The sequence below is a fragment of the Ectopseudomonas oleovorans genome, from assembly GCF_003052605.1.
Taxonomy (GTDB): Bacteria; Pseudomonadota; Gammaproteobacteria; order Pseudomonadales; family Pseudomonadaceae; genus Aquipseudomonas; species Aquipseudomonas oleovorans_A.
Genome location: NZ_QASO01000030.1, coordinates 62653 through 80802 on the forward strand (window position 1 = coordinate 62653; position 18150 = coordinate 80802).

At 60.6% G+C, this 18150-nt stretch carries 13 protein-coding genes and 1 pseudogene; 2 read left to right on the forward strand and 12 right to left on the reverse strand.

What is annotated here, in order from left to right; all coding sequences use genetic code 11:
* Positions 1–44: 44 nt before the first annotated feature.
* Positions 45–1166 carry a gluconokinase, GntK/IdnK-type gene (locus tag DBO86_RS04950; protein WP_108233126.1) on the reverse strand — a complete coding sequence of 374 codons (1122 nt, stop codon included), beginning with the start codon at positions 1164–1166 and terminating at the stop codon, positions 45–47.
* 157 nt (positions 1167–1323) lie between these two features.
* Between DBO86_RS04950 and DBO86_RS04955 the strand changes: the two genes are divergently transcribed.
* Entirely contained in the window at positions 1324–3390 is a 2067-nt protein-coding gene (locus DBO86_RS04955) for a TonB-dependent receptor family protein (protein ID WP_170961189.1), read from the forward strand.
* A 481-nt stretch (positions 3391–3871) separates the two neighbouring features.
* On the opposite strand, the gene sucD is transcribed toward DBO86_RS04955, so the two are convergent.
* The 9 genes from sucD to sdhC form a co-directional block, all read right to left on the reverse strand.
* Positions 3872–4759 carry a succinate--CoA ligase subunit alpha gene (sucD, locus tag DBO86_RS04965; protein ID WP_003459991.1) on the reverse strand — a complete coding sequence of 296 codons (888 nt, stop codon included), beginning with the start codon at positions 4757–4759 and terminating at the stop codon, positions 3872–3874.
* Complete coding sequence (sucC, locus tag DBO86_RS04970; RefSeq protein ID WP_108233127.1) at positions 4759–5925, reverse strand: ADP-forming succinate--CoA ligase subunit beta; 1167 nt, start codon at positions 5923–5925, stop codon at positions 4759–4761. Before sucC ends, sucD begins: the two co-directional genes overlap by 1 nt.
* A 244-nt stretch (positions 5926–6169) precedes the next feature.
* Complete coding sequence (gene lpdA, locus DBO86_RS04975; protein ID WP_108233128.1) at positions 6170–7606, reverse strand: dihydrolipoyl dehydrogenase; 1437 nt, start codon at positions 7604–7606, stop codon at positions 6170–6172.
* A 66-nt stretch (positions 7607–7672) separates the two neighbouring features.
* On the reverse strand, positions 7673–8899 hold the full coding sequence (gene odhB, locus DBO86_RS04980) for a 2-oxoglutarate dehydrogenase complex dihydrolipoyllysine-residue succinyltransferase (protein ID WP_074856060.1): 1227 nt from the start codon (positions 8897–8899) through the stop codon (positions 7673–7675).
* Positions 8900–8964: 65 nt separating this feature from the next.
* The gene (locus DBO86_RS04985) at positions 8965–11796 is read right to left on the reverse strand and encodes a 2-oxoglutarate dehydrogenase E1 component (RefSeq protein ID WP_108233129.1); all 2832 of its coding nucleotides are present in this window, start codon (positions 11794–11796) and stop codon (positions 8965–8967) included.
* A 249-nt stretch (positions 11797–12045) separates the two neighbouring features.
* On the reverse strand, positions 12046–12753 hold the full coding sequence (locus tag DBO86_RS04990; protein WP_003459986.1) for a succinate dehydrogenase iron-sulfur subunit: 708 nt from the start codon (positions 12751–12753) through the stop codon (positions 12046–12048).
* 11 nt (positions 12754–12764) lie between these two features.
* The gene (gene sdhA / locus DBO86_RS04995) at positions 12765–14537 is read right to left on the reverse strand and encodes a succinate dehydrogenase flavoprotein subunit (protein ID WP_003459985.1); all 1773 of its coding nucleotides are present in this window, start codon (positions 14535–14537) and stop codon (positions 12765–12767) included.
* A gap of 3 nt (positions 14538–14540) precedes the next feature.
* The gene (gene sdhD / locus DBO86_RS05000) at positions 14541–14909 is read right to left on the reverse strand and encodes a succinate dehydrogenase, hydrophobic membrane anchor protein (protein ID WP_003459983.1); all 369 of its coding nucleotides are present in this window, start codon (positions 14907–14909) and stop codon (positions 14541–14543) included.
* Positions 14903–15277: a succinate dehydrogenase, cytochrome b556 subunit gene (gene sdhC, locus DBO86_RS05005; RefSeq protein ID WP_003459981.1), complete on the reverse strand. Its 375-nt coding sequence runs from the start codon at positions 15275–15277 to the stop codon at positions 14903–14905. Before sdhC ends, sdhD begins: the two co-directional genes overlap by 7 nt.
* 362 nt (positions 15278–15639) lie before the next feature.
* Between sdhC and gltA the strand changes: the two genes are divergently transcribed.
* Positions 15640–16923, forward strand: a complete 1284-nt coding sequence (gltA, locus tag DBO86_RS05010; protein ID WP_059392428.1) for a citrate synthase — start codon at positions 15640–15642, stop codon at positions 16921–16923.
* 254 nt (positions 16924–17177) lie between these two features.
* Here gltA and DBO86_RS05015 read toward each other — a convergent pair.
* A pseudogene (locus tag DBO86_RS05015) lies at positions 17178–17776 on the reverse strand (START domain-containing protein).
* Between the two features lie 66 nt (positions 17777–17842).
* Complete coding sequence (locus tag DBO86_RS05020; protein ID WP_003459965.1) at positions 17843–18094, reverse strand: YkgJ family cysteine cluster protein; 252 nt, start codon at positions 18092–18094, stop codon at positions 17843–17845.
* Positions 18095–18150 lie beyond the last annotated feature (56 nt).

The following is an 18150-nucleotide window of genomic DNA, read 5'->3' on the forward strand; positions in this document are numbered from 1 at the left end:
GGTCCTCGGTGGGCAGTGCCCGTCTTGTTGGAATGGAGCCAGCTTCATTCGACGTGCGCCTCACTCAGGGCCGGCTGCGGCGTACGCCGCCAGAGGTTGATCAACTGCACCACGGCGAGAATCGCCAGCACCAGCATGCTTGCCAGCACCGGTAGCATCGCCAGCACCACTGGGTAACCAACCACCGTACTGACGTTGCCCCAACCGAACTGCACCTGATTCCAAGCACCCAAGGCCGAGAGCAGGCTCGCTCCTGCCACGAGAATCCAGCTCAGTGAATCCACCAGCCGTTGCGCCAGCAGTGGGAAGCGGTCGCGAATCATGCGGAATGTCATCAGCTCGCCCCGCCGCATGCCAGAGGCCACACCGACGAAGACCAGCCAGACGAACGCCAACCGTGAAAGCTCCTCGGCGCCCGGCCAGCCGGTGCCGAAGGCGTAGCGCAGCACCACATTGGTAAACACCGCCACCACCATGAAGGCCATCAGCACCGCCATCAGGCCATCGGTCAGGCGATCGAACATGCGCGCGATGCGACCCTCATAGATCGGTTCGGCGCCTAGCTGGGCTGCTTGGTTAGCGCTATCAATTTCGCTATCGAGCATATCCTGGGCCTGGCTCGACACGGCCTCCGTGGCTTCGCGACGAACCCAGGCCTGGATATCGGCCACCAACGCTTGCCGCGACTGCTGCGCATCGACGACTCGTACGTATGGTTCACCTGCCGGGCTTTCGAGGGTGGCGAACTGGCTGTCGACCAGAGAAGTCGGCATGAAATGTCCAGGCCGAGCGCCGACACGCTGCACCGCGGTGGCGTGATCAATATCCAGATGCACGAACTGCAACCCCGGAACCACCTGACGCAGGCGCTCGCGGTAAGCGCGCTTGAGCGCCGAGCAGGCCAGCACGAAGCATTCACCTGCGGCCTGCGCGCCCTGAATCTGCTCGCACAGTGCATCCAGCCAGTGGCGACGGTCTTCGTCGCTCAGCGCGTTGTCCGCGCGCATGCGCTCTATGTTTTCGGGAGGATGGAAATGATCGGCTTCGATATGGCGCCAACCGAGTGCGGTGGCGACCGCCTGGCTGATCTCGCTCTTGCCGGAGCCACTGACCCCCATGACCACCAGGGTGGTACGGGCGGCCAATGCGCAAGACTGCTGTTGCATGGGAACTCCATGGGCACCATCGAGGTGGCGCCGCTCATTGTTTGATCCAAATGTCAGCGCTACCCAAATCATCCGACAACCCTATTTCGGCAACATTTCGTAGAGCATTTCCGCTAATGGCTATCACCCAGCGCTGGCCCGCTACTGGCTGCCCGCATTGTTCCTGCCACTGGCTGCACAGGCCGAAAACGCCACCTACCAGGCCGACCCACTGGTGATCACCGGCAGCCGCTATCTGGCCAGCGGCTGGCAACTGCCCTTCTCGGTCAACCGCATCGATGCCGAACAGGCCACACTGGGCAAAACCGGCGTCAACCTCTCCGAAGCACTCGGCAGCGTTCCGGGACTGGTGGTGCAGAATCGGCAAAACTATGCGCAGGATCTGCAAATATCCTCACGCGGCTTTGGCGCCCGCTCGGCCTTCGGTATTCGTGGCATCAAGCTGCTGGCTGATGGTGTGCCGCTGTCCAATCCGGACGGCCAGGGCCAGGCGGCGACCTTCGACCTCGACACCCTGGAGCGCATCGAGGTCCTGCGTGGGCCATTCGCCAGCGTCTACGGCAGCAACTCCGGTGGTGTCATCCAGCTGTTCTCGCGCGATGGCGAAGGTGCCCCCAAGGTCGCGCTCGACACCTCCCAGGCCGCTTACGGCACCAGCCGTACCCGCGTCTCGGCCGAAGGCGGCAACGACAGAGCCGGTTTCATCATCAACCGCTCGCATTTCGAGACAGACGGTTACCGCGACCACAGCGGCGCCATCCTCGACAAGACCTTTGCCAAGCTGACCCTGTACCCGGATGACCTCAGCAAGCTCAGCCTGAGCTTCAGCGAACTGGATCAGAACGACACCCAGGACCCGCAGGGGCTGGAGTGGAAAGATGTAAAAGCCAACCGGCGTGCTGCCGCGCCTAGCGCTCTGGAGTTCAATACGCGCAAGACCGTTGATCATCGTCAATTCGGTCTCAACTACGAACGCAGCTTTGCCGCTGGCATCTGGCAAAGCACGCTGTACAGCGGGACACGGCGGGTGATTCAGTACCAGTCGATTCGCCCAAACTTTCAAGCACCACAAAGCCACTCCGGCGGAGTGATCGACTTCGAGCGCCGCTTCCACGGTATCGGCAACCGCTGGATTCAATCGTTCGACCTGGGTAGCAGCCTGCTGACCGTCACCACCGGCCTGGACTACGACTATTCGCGCGATGACCGTCAGGGCTACGAGAACTTCGTCGGTGACACCCTCGGTGTGAAGGGCGATCTGCGCCGCGACGAGCGTAATGAGGTCACCAGTCTGTCGCCCTATCTGCAGGCAGCCTGGCAATTGGGCAAGCTAGAGATACAGGCTGGGCTGCGCCACAGCCAGGTGGAGTTCGACGTGGATGACCGCTTCCTGAGCAATGGCGACGACAGCGGCTCGGTCACCTACCGCAAGCTCACGCCCACTCTTGGCGCCAGTTACGCCTTGCTGCCAGATCTGAATATCTATGCCAGTTGGGGCAAGGGGCTGGAGACACCCACGCTCAACGAACTCTCCTACTCAGGCCCAGGCAACAGCTTCGGCTTCGATCTGAAACCTGCAACTAGCGAGCAGTTCGAGATTGGGCTGAAAGCCCGTCTGGCCGAGGCCACCAATCTGCAAGTGGCGCTGTTCCAGATCGATACCGACGACGAGCTGGTCGTAGCATCGGCCAGTGGTGGCCGCAACAGCTTCCAGAACGCCGCCCAAACCCGCCGCCGTGGCCTTGAGCTTTCCCTGGAAAGCCATCTGAGCGAAACCCTGCGCGCCAACCTCGCCTACACCCACATCGACGCCACTTACAGCAAGGATTTCACCAGTCGTAATCAACTCGTAGAATCCGGCAAGCACATGCCAGGCATTCCCGCCAACACCCTGTATGGTGAACTCGCCTGGCAGCCGGTGGGCTGGTTCAGCACCGCAGTCGAAGGCCTGTACCGCAGCAAGCTGTACGTCGAAGACAGCAATACTGCCAAGGCAGCGCCCAGCTATGCACTGTTCAACTGGCAGGCACGCTTCGAACAGAAGGTCGGTGCAATGACTTTCAACCAGGTGCTACGCATCGACAACCTGTTGGATCGCGAGTACATCGGCTCGGTGATCGTGGCCAATGACAATGGCAGCCCGGGCCCAGCAGGCCGCTATTACGAACCCGGCCCGGAGCGCGCCTGGTATGTTGGCGCGGGCGTGCAGTACCAGTTCGATTGAGCTTGGCGAAGCATGCGCGCATCCAATACCCGGTCCTGAGACCCTCTGCCCCACTTGTGGGGTAAGGCGCCGGATACGCACGCGTTCAAAATCGGGTAGGAGACGGGGTTACCCCCGCCGTCCTCCCACACCACCGTACGTACGGTTCCGTATAAGGCGGTTTACGTCGTAGCGTTCCGTGCAAGTATCGGGCTTTGGCAATCGCTGCTACCTCACCCCGCTACGCCGCCTCTATCCGCTTCCTGTTCGTCAGGCCAGCATTTTGCCTCGGGCTTCCTTCAGATTCGCAGNCGCCCGCGACACCCTTGCCTCTGGCTAACACTTCCCCTTGCCGGGTGTGTAGAGGACTTTCACCTCCAAGTCGTCCAGTCCACCACCACAATGAACCGAACAGCGCCAGTCACGGCGCTACGCGCCATGCCTGGCGCACAACGAAAAAGGCCACCCGAAGGTGGCCTTATCGCGAGCAGTCAGCGAAGGCTTAGGCCTTCTTGACTTCCCAACCGGTCAGCTCGGCCAGGGCCTTGCCGATGTCAGCCAGGGAACGCACGGTTTTCACGCCAGCGTCCTGCAGTGCAGCGAATTTCTCGTCTGCAGTGCCCTTGCCACCGGAGATGATGGCGCCAGCATGGCCCATGCGCTTGCCCGCAGGTGCGGTAACACCGGCGATGTAGGAAACGACAGGCTTGGTGACGTTGGCCTTGATGTAGGCCGCAGCTTCTTCTTCAGCGGAACCGCCGATCTCACCGATCATAACGATCGCTTCGGTCTGCGGGTCTTCCTGGAACAGCTTCAGGATATCGATGAAGTTGGAGCCCGGGATCGGGTCACCGCCGATGCCGACGCAGGTCGACTGGCCGAAGCCGGCGTCGGTAGTCTGCTTGACAGCTTCGTAGGTCAGGGTGCCGGAACGCGAAACGATACCGACCTTGCCTGGCAGGTGGATGTGACCCGGCATGATGCCGATCTTGCACTCGCCCGGAGTGATCACGCCTGGGCAGTTCGGGCCGATCAGGGTCACGCCCAGCTCGTCGCACTTGACCTTGGCATCCAGCATGTCGAGGGTAGGAATACCCTCGGTGATGCAGACGATCAGCTTGATGCCACCGAAGGCGGCTTCCAGGATCGAGTCCTTGCAGAAAGGAGCCGGTACGTAGATGACCGACGCGTCAGCGCCGGTAGCTTCTACAGCTTCCTTGACGGTGTTGAACACCGGCAGGCCCAGATGAGTGGTGCCGCCCTTGCCCGGAGTCACGCCGCCAACCATCTTGGTGCCGTAGGCGATGGCTTGTTCGCTGTGGAAAGTGCCCTGCGAGCCGGTGAAGCCCTGGCAGATGACTTTGGTGTCTTTATTGATCAGGACGCTCATTACTTGCCCTCCGCGGCTTTGACGACCTGCTGGGCAGCGTCGGTGAGGCTGGTAGCCGCGATGATGTTCAGACTGCTGTCGGCCAGGACCTTGGCGCCCAGCTCAGCATTGTTACCTTCCAGACGGACCACGACCGGCACTTTCACGCCGACTTCTTTCACGGCGCCGATGATGCCTTCGGCGATCATGTCGCAACGAACGATGCCGCCGAAGATGTTCACCAGAACGGCAGCGACGTTGCTGTCGGACAGGATAATCTTGAAGGCTTCGGTCACGCGCTCTTTGGTTGCGCCGCCACCTACGTCGAGGAAGTTGGCTGGCTTGCCGCCGTGCAGGTTGACGATGTCCATGGTACCCATGGCCAGACCGGCACCGTTGACCATGCAGCCGATGTTGCCTTCCAGGGCCACGTAGTTCAGCTCGAAGCTGGCAGCGTGGGCTTCACGAGGATCGTCTTGCGACGGGTCGTGGAAGGTCTTCAGCTTCGGTTGACGGTACATGGCGTTAGCGTCGATGTTGATCTTCGCGTCCAGGCAGTGCAGGTCGCCGTCGGCCTTGATGACCAGCGGGTTGACTTCCAGCAGAGCCAGATCGTGATCCTTGAACAGCTTGGCCAGACCTACGAAGATCTTGGCGAACTGAGCGACCTGCTTGCCTTCCAGGCCCAGCTGGAAAGCCAGCTCGCGACCCTGGTACGGCTGAGCGCCGACCAACGGATCAATGGTGGCCTTGAGGATCTTCTCAGGGGTTTCGTGGGCCACTTTCTCGATGTCCACGCCACCTTCGGTGGAAGCCATGAACACGATGCGACGGCTGGAGCGGTCCACTACAGCGCCCAGGTACAGTTCCTTGGCGATGTCGGTGCAGGATTCGACCAGGATTTTGCTGACCGGCTGACCATTGGCGTCAGTCTGGTAAGTCACCAGACGCTTGCCCAGCCAGTTGGCGGCGAAGGCCTTGGCGTCTTCTTTGCTCTTGACCAGCTTTACGCCACCGGCTTTACCGCGGCCACCAGCGTGGACCTGAGCCTTGACGACCCACTCGCTACCGCCGATTTTTTCGCAGGCTTCTGCGGCTTCTTCCGGGGTGTCTACCGCGAAGCCCTTGGATACGGGCAGGCCGTATTCAGCGAAGAGCTGCTTACCCTGATACTCGTGAAGATTCATGCTTGTCTACCGTCTTCGTTTAGGTATTGCGCATTCGGCGCTGTACTTGTGATACCGCACCACCTGTGACTGCCGAAGCAGTCCGCCGGGCCTTCCGCCGCGAGTCGAGCTCGACGCGGGCCACCCGACGTGGTTCTGCTTGCAAATACCACCGTGGCGATGAGGCGATTACACGACGCCCCACCTACCACGGTGGCTTACAACAACTGCTGCAGTGGCCGGACGCTACCGGCCATTTGCACACTCAACGCTTCTTGCGATTGGCGATATGGATCGCGCCACCGTTGACCGCCAGGGCCGCTTCGTGCAGCGCCTCGGACAGGGTCGGGTGGGAGAAGACCATCATGCCCAGGTCTTCGGCACTGGTGCCGAATTCCATGCCGATCGCGCCTTGCTGTACCAGCTCGGCAGCGCTTGGGCCGATCACGTGCACGCCCAGTACACGGTCGGTGTTGGCGTCGGCAATGACCTTGACGAAGCCGCCGGTGTCGTTGGCCGCCATGGCACGACCGCTGGCAGCGAACGGGAAGGTGCCGACGTTGACGGCAACGCCTTCGGCCTTCAACTGCTGCTCGGTCTTGCCGACCCATGCGATTTCCGGGTGGGTGTAGATCACGGACGGGATCAGGTCGTAGTTCATCTGCGCCTTGTGGCCGGCGATACGCTCGGCAACCATCACACCCTCTTCCGAGGCCTTGTGCGCGAGCATGGCACCGCGCACCACGTCACCGATGGCGTAAACGCCCGGAACGCTGGTTTCGCACTGGTCGTTGACGAAGATGAAGCCGCGCTCGTCCAGGTCCACGCCGCTGTCGGCAGCCAGCAGATCAGTGGTCACCGGACGACGGCCTACGGCCACGATCAGCTTGTCGAAGGTCATCTTCTGCTCGCCATTGGCGTCAGTGAAGGTGACGGTTACCTGCTTCTTCTTGACCTCGGTACCAGTAACGCGAGCGCCCAGGCGGATGTCCAGGCCCTGCTTGGTCAGGGTCTTCTGGGCTTCCTTGGCGATCTGCTCGTCGGCGGCTGCGAGGAATTTGTCCATGGCTTCCAGGACGGTGACTTCCGCGCCCAGGCGAGCCCAGACCGAGCCCAGTTCCAGACCGATGACGCCAGCGCCGATGACGCCCAGCTTCTTCGGTACGCTCTGGAATTCCAGGGCGCCGGTGGAGTCGACGATCACATCCTGGTCGACCGGTGCCGGCGGGATCTCGACCGGCTTGGAGCCGGAAGCGATGATCACATGAGCGGCTTCGACCACCTGGCTCTTGCCGTCAGTGCCGGTCACTTCGACCTGCTTGCCAGCCAGCAGCTTGCCGTGGCCTTCCAGCAGGGTCACGCCGTTGGCCTTGAACAGGCCGGCAACACCACCGGTGAGGTTCTTGATGATGGTGTTCTTGCGCGCCACCATGGCCGGCACGTCGATGGTCACACCCTTGGCTTCGATGCCGTGTACAGCGAAGCCTTCTTTGGCTTCGTGGTACTTCCAGGAGCTGTCCAGCAGCGCCTTGGACGGAATGCAACCGACGTTCAGGCAAGTGCCGCCGAGAGCGACCTTGCCGTCGCTGCCCTGGTACTTCTCGATGCAGGCAGTCTTAAGGCCGAGCTGCGCTGCTTTGATGGCGGCTACATAGCCACCAGGGCCGGCACCGATGACTACCACGTCGAATTTCTGGGTCATAACGTATTCCTTCTCGAATAAACCGGACGGCCCTGAGAACAGGGCCGCCGTGGAGGAGACTGGCTTTTAGATTTCCAGCAGCAGGCGAGCCGGGTCTTCAAGCAAGTTCTTGATGGTTACCAGGAAGGTCACGGCTTCCTTACCATCGATCAGGCGGTGGTCGTAAGACAGCGCCAGGTACATCATCGGACGGATCACCACCTGGCCGTTGATCGCCATCGGGCGCTGAACGATGTTGTGCATACCCAGGATCGCAGCCTGCGGCGGGTTGACGATCGGGGTCGACATCATCGAACCGAAGGTACCACCGTTGGTGATGGTGAAGGTGCCGCCAGTCATTTCTTCGATCGACAGCTTGCCGTCTTTGGCTTTCTTGCCGAAGGTGGCGATGCCGCTCTCGATTTCAGCCAGGCTCATCTGCTCGGCGTTACGCAATACCGGCACCACCAGGCCACGGTCGCTGGACACGGCAACACCGATGTCGGCGTAGCCGTGATAAACGATGTCGTTGCCGTCGATCGAGGCGTTGACTGCCGGGAAACGCTTCAGCGCTTCGGTAGCTGCCTTGACGAAGAACGACATAAAGCCCAAGCGCACGCCGTTGTGGGACTTCTCGAACAGGTCCTTGTACTTCGAACGCAGGGCCATGACTTCGGTCATGTCCACTTCGTTGAAGGTGGTCAGCATGGCCATGGTGGACTGGGCTTCAACCAGACGCTCGGCGATCTTGGCGCGCAGACGGGTCATCGGCACACGTTTCTCGGGGCGGTCGCCAGTGGCGACTACAGCAGCGGCAGCAGCCAGGGCAGCGGCAGGCTTGGCAGCGGCAGCCGGAGCGTTCTTCTTGGCTTCGACGGCAGCGACCACGTCTTCCTTGGTCACACGGCCACCTTTACCGGTGCCGGCAATGCTGTTCGGGTCGATGCCGTTCTCTTCGGCCAGCTTGCGCGCGGCCGGCGAGAGGATGGCGTCGTCACCAGCAGCAGCCGGAGCAGCAGCCTGGGCCGGCGCAGCGGCAGCGGCCGGTGCAGCAGCCGGAGCGGCGGCGGCAGCACCACCTTCGGTCAGTTTGCCCAGCAGCTCGTTGGAAAGAACGGTGTCGCCTTCGTTCTTGATGATTTCAGCCAGGACACCATCGGCCTCGGCCAGTACTTCGATCACGACCTTGTCGGTTTCGATGTCGACGATCAGCTCATCGCGCTTGACCGCTTCGCCAGGCTTCTTGTGCCAGGTGGCCACGGTACCGTCGGCAACCGATTCCGGGAAGGTTGGGGCTTTGATCTCGATAGCCATTGTATGCGTTTCCTTAAATTCGGTTTTACCGCCAGGTGGCATCTGCCACCTGGCGGATGAAGGCGTTAAACAGTAAAGGCGTCCTGCAGCAGTTTTTCCTGCTGCTCGGCGTGCATCGACGCATAACCGCAGGCTGGCGCTGCCGACGCATCACGACCGGCGTACTCCAGAATCAGCGACTTCTTGTGCGCGGTAGCGACGCGACGCATGTGGTGCTGGCTGCAGTACCAAGCGCCTTGGTTCATCGGCTCTTCCTGACACCAGACGATGTGCTTGAGGTTCTTGTACGGCGCCAGCGCCTCGGCCAGATCGTCTTCCGGGAACGGATAGAGCTGCTCGATACGAATGATGGCGATGTCTTCGCGTCCCTCGGCACGACGTTTTTCCAGCAGGTCGTAGTAGACCTTGCCGCTGCACAGGATCAGACGCTCGACCTTTTTCGGATCCAGCGAATCGATCTCGCCGATTACGGTCTGGAAGGAGCCTTCGGCCAGATCTTCCAGGGTCGAGATGGCCAGCTTGTGACGCAGCAGCGACTTGGGCGTCAGCACCACCAGCGGCTTGCGCAGAGGACGGATCACCTGGCGACGCAGCATGTGATAGACCTGCGCCGGGGTGGTCGGTACGCAGACCTGCATGTTGTGCTCGGCACAGAGTTGCAGATAACGCTCCAGACGCGCCGAGCTGTGCTCAGGCCCCTGCCCTTCATAGCCGTGCGGCAGCAGAACGGTGAGACCGCAGAGACGACCCCACTTGGTCTCGCCGCTGGAAATGAACTGGTCGAATACCACCTGGGCACCGTTGGCGAAGTCGCCGAACTGGGCTTCCCAGATCACCAGCGCGTTCGGCGTGGTGGTGGCATAACCGTATTCGAACGCCAGTACTGCTTCCTCGGAGAGGAAGGAGTCGTACAGTTCGAACTTCGGCTGAGCGTCGTACAGGTTCTTCAGCGGAACGTAGGTCGAGCCATCCTTCTGGTTGTGCAGCACCGCGTGACGGTGCGAGAAGGTGCCACGGCCGATGTCCTGGCCGGTCATGCGGATCGGATGACCTTCGACCAGCAGAGTGGCGTAAGCCATGGTCTCGGCGAAGCCCCAGTTGATCGGCAAGCCGCCCGCGCCCATCTTCTGACGGTCTTCGAGTATCTTCGCCACCTGACGCTGAACCAGGAAGCCCTCAGGAATTTCCAACAGCTTGGCAGACAGATCCTGCAGGGTCTTCAGGTCGAAGCGAGTGTCATGACGCGCAGTCCAGGTGTGGCCCAGGTACGGACGCCAATCGACGAACAGTTCCTTGTTGGGCTCCTTGACCAGGCTCTTGACCACGTGTTGACCGTTATCCAGCGCGGTACGGTATTCGTCGATCTTGGCCTGCACGTCTTCGCTGCTCAGCACACCGGCAGCGACCAGTGCATCGGCATAAAGCTCACGAGTAGTGCGCTGCTTGGCGATCTGCTGGTACATCAGCGGCTGGGTGCCGTTCGGCTCGTCGGCCTCGTTGTGACCGCGACGACGGTAGCAGACCAGGTCGATGACCACGTCACGCTTGTACTGCATGCGGTAATAGACAGCCAATTGGGTCACGAACAACACGGCTTCCGGATCGTCGCCGTTCACGTGGAAGATCGGCGCCTGGATCATCTTCGCCACGTCGGTGGCATATTCGGTCGAGCGCGAGTCTTCCGGATGGCTGGTGGTGAAACCAATCTGGTTGTTGATCACGATGTGGATGGTGCCGCCCGTCTTGTAGCCACGGGTCTGCGACATCTGGAAGGTTTCCATGACCACGCCCTGACCGGCGAATGCCGCATCACCGTGGATGGAAATCGGCAGTACCTTGTCGCCACTGGCGTCGTTGCGACGATCCTGGCGGGCACGTACCGAACCTTCGACCACCGGAGAAACGATCTCCAGGTGCGAGGGGTTGAACGCCAACGCCAAGTGTACTTCGCCACCGGCAGTCATGACGTTGGAGGAAAAGCCCTGGTGGTACTTCACGTCACCGGACGACAGACCTTCGATCTTCTTGCCTTCGAACTCGTCGAACAGGTCGCGCGGGTTCTTGCCGAAGGTGTTGACCAGAACGTTCAGACGGCCGCGGTGAGCCATGCCGATGACCACTTCCTTGGTGCCGTAGGAGCCGGAGCGCTGGATGATTTCGTCCAGCAGCGGGATCAGGCTCTCGCCACCCTCCAGGCCGAAACGCTTGGTCCCCGGGTATTTGGTGCCCAGGTACTTCTCCAGGCCTTCGGCGGCGGTGATGCGCTCGAGCACGTGCGCCTGCACTTCAGCGGAAAATTGCGGACGACCACGCACGCTTTCCAGGCGCTGGGCGAACCAGTGGCGCTGGCCGGAATCGACGATGTGCATGAACTCGGCACCGATGGTGCGACAATATGTCTGCTGCAATGCGCCGAGAATTTCACGTAGGGTCGCCTCTTCCTTACCGATGTACAGCTCGCCGGTACGGAAAGTGGTATCCAGGTCAGCGTCAGTCAGGCCGTAGTGGTTGATCGACAGATCGGACGGCGCGGTACGCACCCACAGCCCCAGCGGATCGAGCTGGGCGGCTTGGTGGCCACGCACGCGGTAGGCCTGGATCAGACGCAGCACTTCTACCTGCTTCTTCTCGTGCTCGCTGCTGACGGCCCCGGCAGAAACCGGCTGGGCACGACGCGAATTCTTGGCGAGCAGGACGAAATAATCGCGAATGGTCGAGTGCGGCACATCCGCTGCAGCGCTACCGTCGGTCGGCAGCTTCTGGAAGTAAGTGCGCCACTCTTCTGGCACAGCGTTGGGATCGTGCAGGTAGAGCTCGTAGAGCTCTTCCACGTAGGCAGCGTTGCCACCGGATAGGTGGGCACTGTCCCACATGCGCTGCATCACGCTTTCTTGCATGCTTGGTCACCCTCGGTAAAGGGACACCACCGGCGCGAATACCGCATGGTCCTGATCAAAGTCATGATGCTGCGACTCGGATAAAGCCACTTGGGTTCCCGCAGATAGTCCGGGCACCAGCCCGGATGCCCCTGCTGGTCGTCATATTTTTCGAGTATGAGCCGCAGCTTTGTGGGCTGCAGCTCTGGCTTTACTGCGAGGCCGACCTGGGCCGGACTCGCAGGTATTACAGGTATAGCAACTTGCGAATCAGGTACCGCTCTGCAGCAGCATGTTACGCACGTGGCCGATCGCCTTGGTCGGGTTCAGACCCTTGGGGCAGACGTTCACGCAGTTCATGATGCCGCGGCAACGGAACACACTGAACGGATCGTCCAGCGAGGCCAGACGCTCGGCGGTCTTGGTGTCACGGCTGTCGGCCAGGAAGCGATAGGCCTGCAGCAGTGCAGCGGGACCGAGAAACTTGTCCGGGTTCCACCAGAACGACGGGCAGCTGGTCGAGCAGCATGCGCACAGAATGCACTCGTACAGACCGTCGAGCTTTTCGCGCTCTTCCGGAGTCTGCAGACGTTCGATGGCCGGAGCCGGCGTATCGTTCTGCAGGAATGGCTGCACCTTCTCGTACTGCTTGTAGAAGATGCTCATGTCGACGACCAGGTCACGAATGACCGGCAGGCCCGGCAACGGACGAATCACCAGTTTGCCACCCTTGAGGCCGGCAGCGGAGATCGGTGTGATACAGGCCAGGCCGTTCTTGCCGTTGATGTTCATGCCGTCTGAACCACACACGCCTTCACGGCAGGAACGACGGTAGGAGAAACCTTCATCCTGTTCCTTGATCAGCGCCAGCACGTCGAGGACCATGATGTCCTTGCCGCCGGTGTCGACCTGGAAGTCCTGCATGAACGGAGCAGCGTCCTTCTCCGGGTTGTAGCGATAAACACTGACTTGCAACATATCAGTCACCCTTAATAAGTCCGAACCTTGGGTTCAAATGCCGGAACGGTCTTCGGCGCGAAGTTGACATCACGCTTGGCAACGCGCTTCTCGCCTGGGAAGTACAGGGAGTGGCACAGCCAATTCTGGTCATCGCGCTCCTCGAAGTCTTCACGAGCATGGGCACCACGGGACTCTTTACGAGCCTCGGCGGCAACCGCAGTCGCTTCAGCCACTTCGAGCAGGTTTTGCAGTTCCAGCGCTTCGATACGCGCAGTGTTGAACGCCTGGCTCTTGTCCGCGATTTTGACTTTCGCGATGCGCTCACGCAGGTCGGCCAGTTGTTGGATGCCCTTCTGCATGTATTCGCCAGTACGGAATACACCGAAGTAGTTCTGCATGCACTGTTGCAGCTCTTTACGCAGCGGGGCGACGTCTTCACCGGTGCTGCGCTCGTTGACACCAGCCAGACGCGACAGCGACTGTTCGATGTCGGTTTCGCTGGCACCACGGACTTCCACGCCTTCTTTCAGCGCTTTTTCCAGGTGCAGGCCAGCGGCGCGGCCGAATACCACCAGGTCCAGCAGCGAGTTGCCGCCCAGACGGTTGGCACCGTGTACCGATACGCACGCCACTTCACCTACGGCGAACAGACCTTCGATGATCTTGTCGTTGCCGTTGGCATCCTGAGTGATGGCCTGGCCGTGAATGTTGGTCGGCACGCCGCCCATCATGTAGTGGCAGGTCGGGATCACCGGAACCGGAGCGACGACCGGGTCGACGTGAGCGAAGGTCTTGGACAGTTCGCAGATACCCGGCAGACGGCTGTGCAGCACTTCTTCGCCGAGGTGGTCGAGCTTGAGCAGTACGTGGTCCTTGTCCGGGCCACAGCCGTTGCCGGCGATGACTTCCTTGACCATGGAACGGGCAACCACGTCGCGACCAGCCAGGTCTTTGGCGTTCGGCGCATAACGCTCCATGAAACGCTCGCCATGGGCGTTGATCAGGTAACCACCCTCGCCACGGCAACCTTCGGTGACCAGTACGCCAGCGCCGGCGATACCGGTCGGGTGGAACTGCCACATTTCGATGTCCTGCACCGGCACGCCGGCACGCAGGGCCATGCCCACGCCGTCACCGGTGTTGATCAGGGCGTTGGTGGTGGAGGCGTAGATACGACCAGCACCGCCGGTGGCCAGAACCACGGCCTTGGAGCGGATGTAGACGGTTTCGCCAGTCTCGATGCAGATGGCGATGACGCCGACGATGGCGCCGTCCTGATTCTTCACCAGGTCAACCGCGTACCACTCGTTGAGGAACGAGGTGCCGGCTTTCAGGTTGGCCTGATACAGGGTGTGCAGCAGTGCGTGACCGGTACGGTCGGCAGCAGCACAGGTACGAGCAGCCTGGGTCGGATTGTCCGGCCCCTTGGACTGACCACCAAACGGACGCTGGTAGATGCGGCCCTGCTCGGTACGGGAGAACGGCAGACCCATGTGCTCGAGCTCGAACACAGCTTCCGGACCGACGGAGCACATGTATTCGATAGCGTCCTGGTCACCGATGTAGTCGGAACCCTTGACGGTATCGTACATGTGCCAGCGCCAATCATCGTTCGGATCGGCCGAAGCGATGGCGCAGGTAATGCCACCCTGAGCGGAAACGGTGTGCGAACGAGTCGGGAACACCTTGGTGACCACGGCAGTCTTGTGACCGCCCTGGGCCAGTTGCAGCGCAGCACGCATGCCGGCGCCGCCGCCACCCACAATGATGGCGTCATAGGAAAGAGTACGGATGCTAGCCATGAATCAGAAACCCCACAGAATCTGCACGCCCCAGACGAACATCGTGAACATCGCGATGCCACACACAGCCTGGAACAGGAAACGCACACCAGTCGCCCACTTGCCCAGCGCCATCGGCGTCAGGTAGTCGGTGGAGATGGTCCACATGCCAACCCAGGCGTGCACGCTCAGCGCTACAAGAGCCAGCAGACTGAAGATACGCATTGCGGCATGCGAGAACAGACCATGCCATTCGGCGTAGCCCATACCTGGATTACAGATCACATAGCCCAGCAGAAACAGCGTGTAAGCCGCGAGAACGACCGCAGAAACGCGCTGAGCCATCCAGTCATAGAGGCCCGAACGCGAGAAATTCGTGACATTAGTTACCATATCCACACCCCCAGCAGCACGATCACGACCGCCGAGACGGCGATGACGATTTGCGAGCCCAGCTTGCCGCCTTCCAGCGTCTCACCGATGCCCATGTCCATGATCAAGTGGCGTACACCGGCCACCAGGTGGTACAGCAGAGCGGACAACAGACCCCAGATCACGAACTTGGCCAGCGGACTGGTCAGACATTCTTTCACCTGGGCGAAGCCCTCCTCGGAGGTCAACGACTTGTCGAGGCCAAACAGCAGAATGGCGATACCGACAAAGAGGATGACACCGGAGATACGGTGAAGAATGGACGTGTAAGCGGTGATCGGAAGCTTGATAGTCCGAAGGTCTAGGTTTACAGGTCGTTGGCTATTCACGGCTTTTTTATCACACTGAGAGCCCCTAACGATCAGGGCAAAGTTGTTGGGAAGTGCACTGGCAAGGTACCCATCACCCAATGAGTGACAACCGCCATGACACGGCCTAAAGCCTGTGGCGGTCGGCCGCAGAGTATAGACAGTTAGCAGACTAATGACAATGCAATGCCCTCCCCCAAAAAGCGCATTGCAGCCTTTAAACAAATGGCGTAAATAGCGCCCTTTTTTCGTTGAAAATACCGTTCAAACCCTTCTACTGCCTGGGTTCTCGCAAATTGACTTTCGGATTTATCCCACTATAGTGGTGCGGGCCCTGCGTGGGGGGCTGTCTGATGATTTCAAGCATAACTAGGAGGCCACATATGGCTGACAAAAAAGCGCAGTTGATCATCGAGGGCAATGCCCCCGTCGAACTGCCCGTTCTGACCGGCACTGTTGGTCCCGATGTAATCGATGTGCGGAGCCTGACCGCCACGGGTCGGTTCACCTTTGATCCTGGCTTCATGTCGACCGCCTCTTGCGAGTCGAAAATCACCTATATCGACGGCGATCAAGGCATCCTGCTGCACCGCGGCTACCCCATCGAGCAGCTCGCCGAGCAGTCTGACTACCTGGAAACCTGCTACCTGCTGCTCAACGGCGAACTGCCGAGCAAGGAAGAAAAGGCCAAGTTCGTCAGCACCATCAAGAACCACACCATGGTTCATGAACAGCTGAAAACCTTCTTCAACGGTTTCCGCCGCGATGCCCACCCGATGGCCATCATGTGCGGCGTGGTTGGTGCCCTGTCCGCCTTCTATCACGACTCGCTGGACATCAATAACCCGCAGCACCGCGAAGTGTCGGCCATGCGCCTGGTGGCCAAGATGCCGACCATCGCCGCCATGACCTACAAGTACTCCATGGGTCAGCCCATGATGTACCCGCGCAATGACCTGAATTACGCGGAAAACTTCCTGCACATGATGTTCAACACCCCGTGCGAGATCAAACCGATCAGCCCGGTTCTGGCCAAGGCGATGGACAAGATTTTCATCCTCCATGCCGACCATGAGCAGAACGCCTCCACCTCCACCGTACGTTTGGCTGGCTCCTCGGGTGCCAACCCGTTCGCCTGTATCGCAGCCGGTATCGCCGCGCTGTGGGGCCCGGCACACGGTGGCGCCAACGAAGCCGTACTGGCCATGCTCGACGAGATCGGTGACGTTTCGAACATCGACAAGTTCATCGCCAAGGCCAAGGACAAGAACGACCCGTTCAAGCTGATGGGCTTCGGCCACCGCGTGTACAAGAACCGCGACCCGCGCGCCACCGTGATGAAGCAGACCTGCGACGAAGTTCTCGGCGAGCTGGGCATCACCAATGACCCGCAGCTTGAACTGGCCATGCGCCTAGAAGAGATCGCCCTGACCGATCCCTACTTCAAAGAGCGCAACCTGTACCCGAACGTCGACTTCTACTCGGGCATCATCCTCAAAGCCATCGGCATTCCGACCTCGATGTTCACCGTTATCTTCGCCCTGGCACGTACCGTGGGTTGGATCTCGCACTGGAAGGAAATGCTCTCGGGTCCGTACAAGATTGGCCGTCCGCGCCAGCTGTACACCGGTTACGAGCAGCGCGATCTGCCGACCAACCGCGATTGATAGCGCCCCGAGACGAAAAAGGCTGCCCATCTGGCTAATGTCAGTCAGTTAAGCGCCTAGGCACTTGGTTTACGGGCGCTGCAATCGTATAGGAAGGAATTTAACTGTTGCCAGTCGGTTCGACTTGTAGGGTGGGCTTCAGCCCACGCCGGCCGCCGTTGGTGGGCTGAAGTCCACCCTGCAAGAGCAAAAAACCTTATCTGATCGGCATTAGCCCATCTGGCAGCCTTTTTATTCCCTGGCGAGTATCTCGCTCAGCGCCCTTCCACCTTCGCTCGCAAACCCTGCAGCGTCTGCAGCGGCGCATCGACGACGAAACTGTTGGCCAGCCAGGAGGGCACACTGCCGCCCGGTTCAGTGTGCACCTCGTAGGTCACCTCCACCCTGTCCTGGTCCGCGGTTTGAGATGCCACTCGCCGTCGACACGTTACACCCGCACGAAATCCTTATCCTCCGGCAATCACTGCGGCACCGCCTTGAGCAGGCGCTTGACAGCGCCGTCAGCATCAGTGCGCCTGGTCACATGGATCACCGAATCACGCGCCTTCACCGGCCAGGGCGTCTCGAAACGGGTGTACAGCTCGCTCACATTACCCTAGGTCTCGAGCAGTCGCTGCTGCTGGCAGCTGAAGATTCAGGAGCAGGACCCCGCGACATCCTCCTGCGCCGCCTGTATCCCGGCCAGGTCAGCGTTGATCGCCACCACACCGCGATAGGCCTTGTACTTGGATACAGGTACATCAGCCTGGTAAACGCTCACACCGTCTTCTTCGCGCTCCAGCTGCCACTGCCTCTCGGCAACCTGGACAGCGGCCACGCACAACAGCATGGCCAGAACGGAATAACGCATCATCTTCGAGCAACTCCCGGTGGAACTGTTTGCGTTTCGACCCGCACGGGCCGTGAGCGGTTCACATCGTCAGACAGTCGCCTGCTCCAGCCAACCCAACATACGAATGGCGCTCTCGCGATCATCCGCGCACAGCTGCTCTTCCGCCTTGAACCCACCGCACACTGCGGGCCTCTCCGGGCGACCGAAGATGGCGCAGAGAAACTCGGCATTGAGATGGATACAGCGCACGCCAGCGGGCTTGCCGTCAGGCATGCCCGGAATCGGTGAGCTGATGGAAGGCGCGATGCAGCAGGCACCGCAACCGGCACGACACTCCATGAAACGACCTCGACTGGAAGCGAACGGCGGCGATCCTAATGAGCTCCGCGCATGCC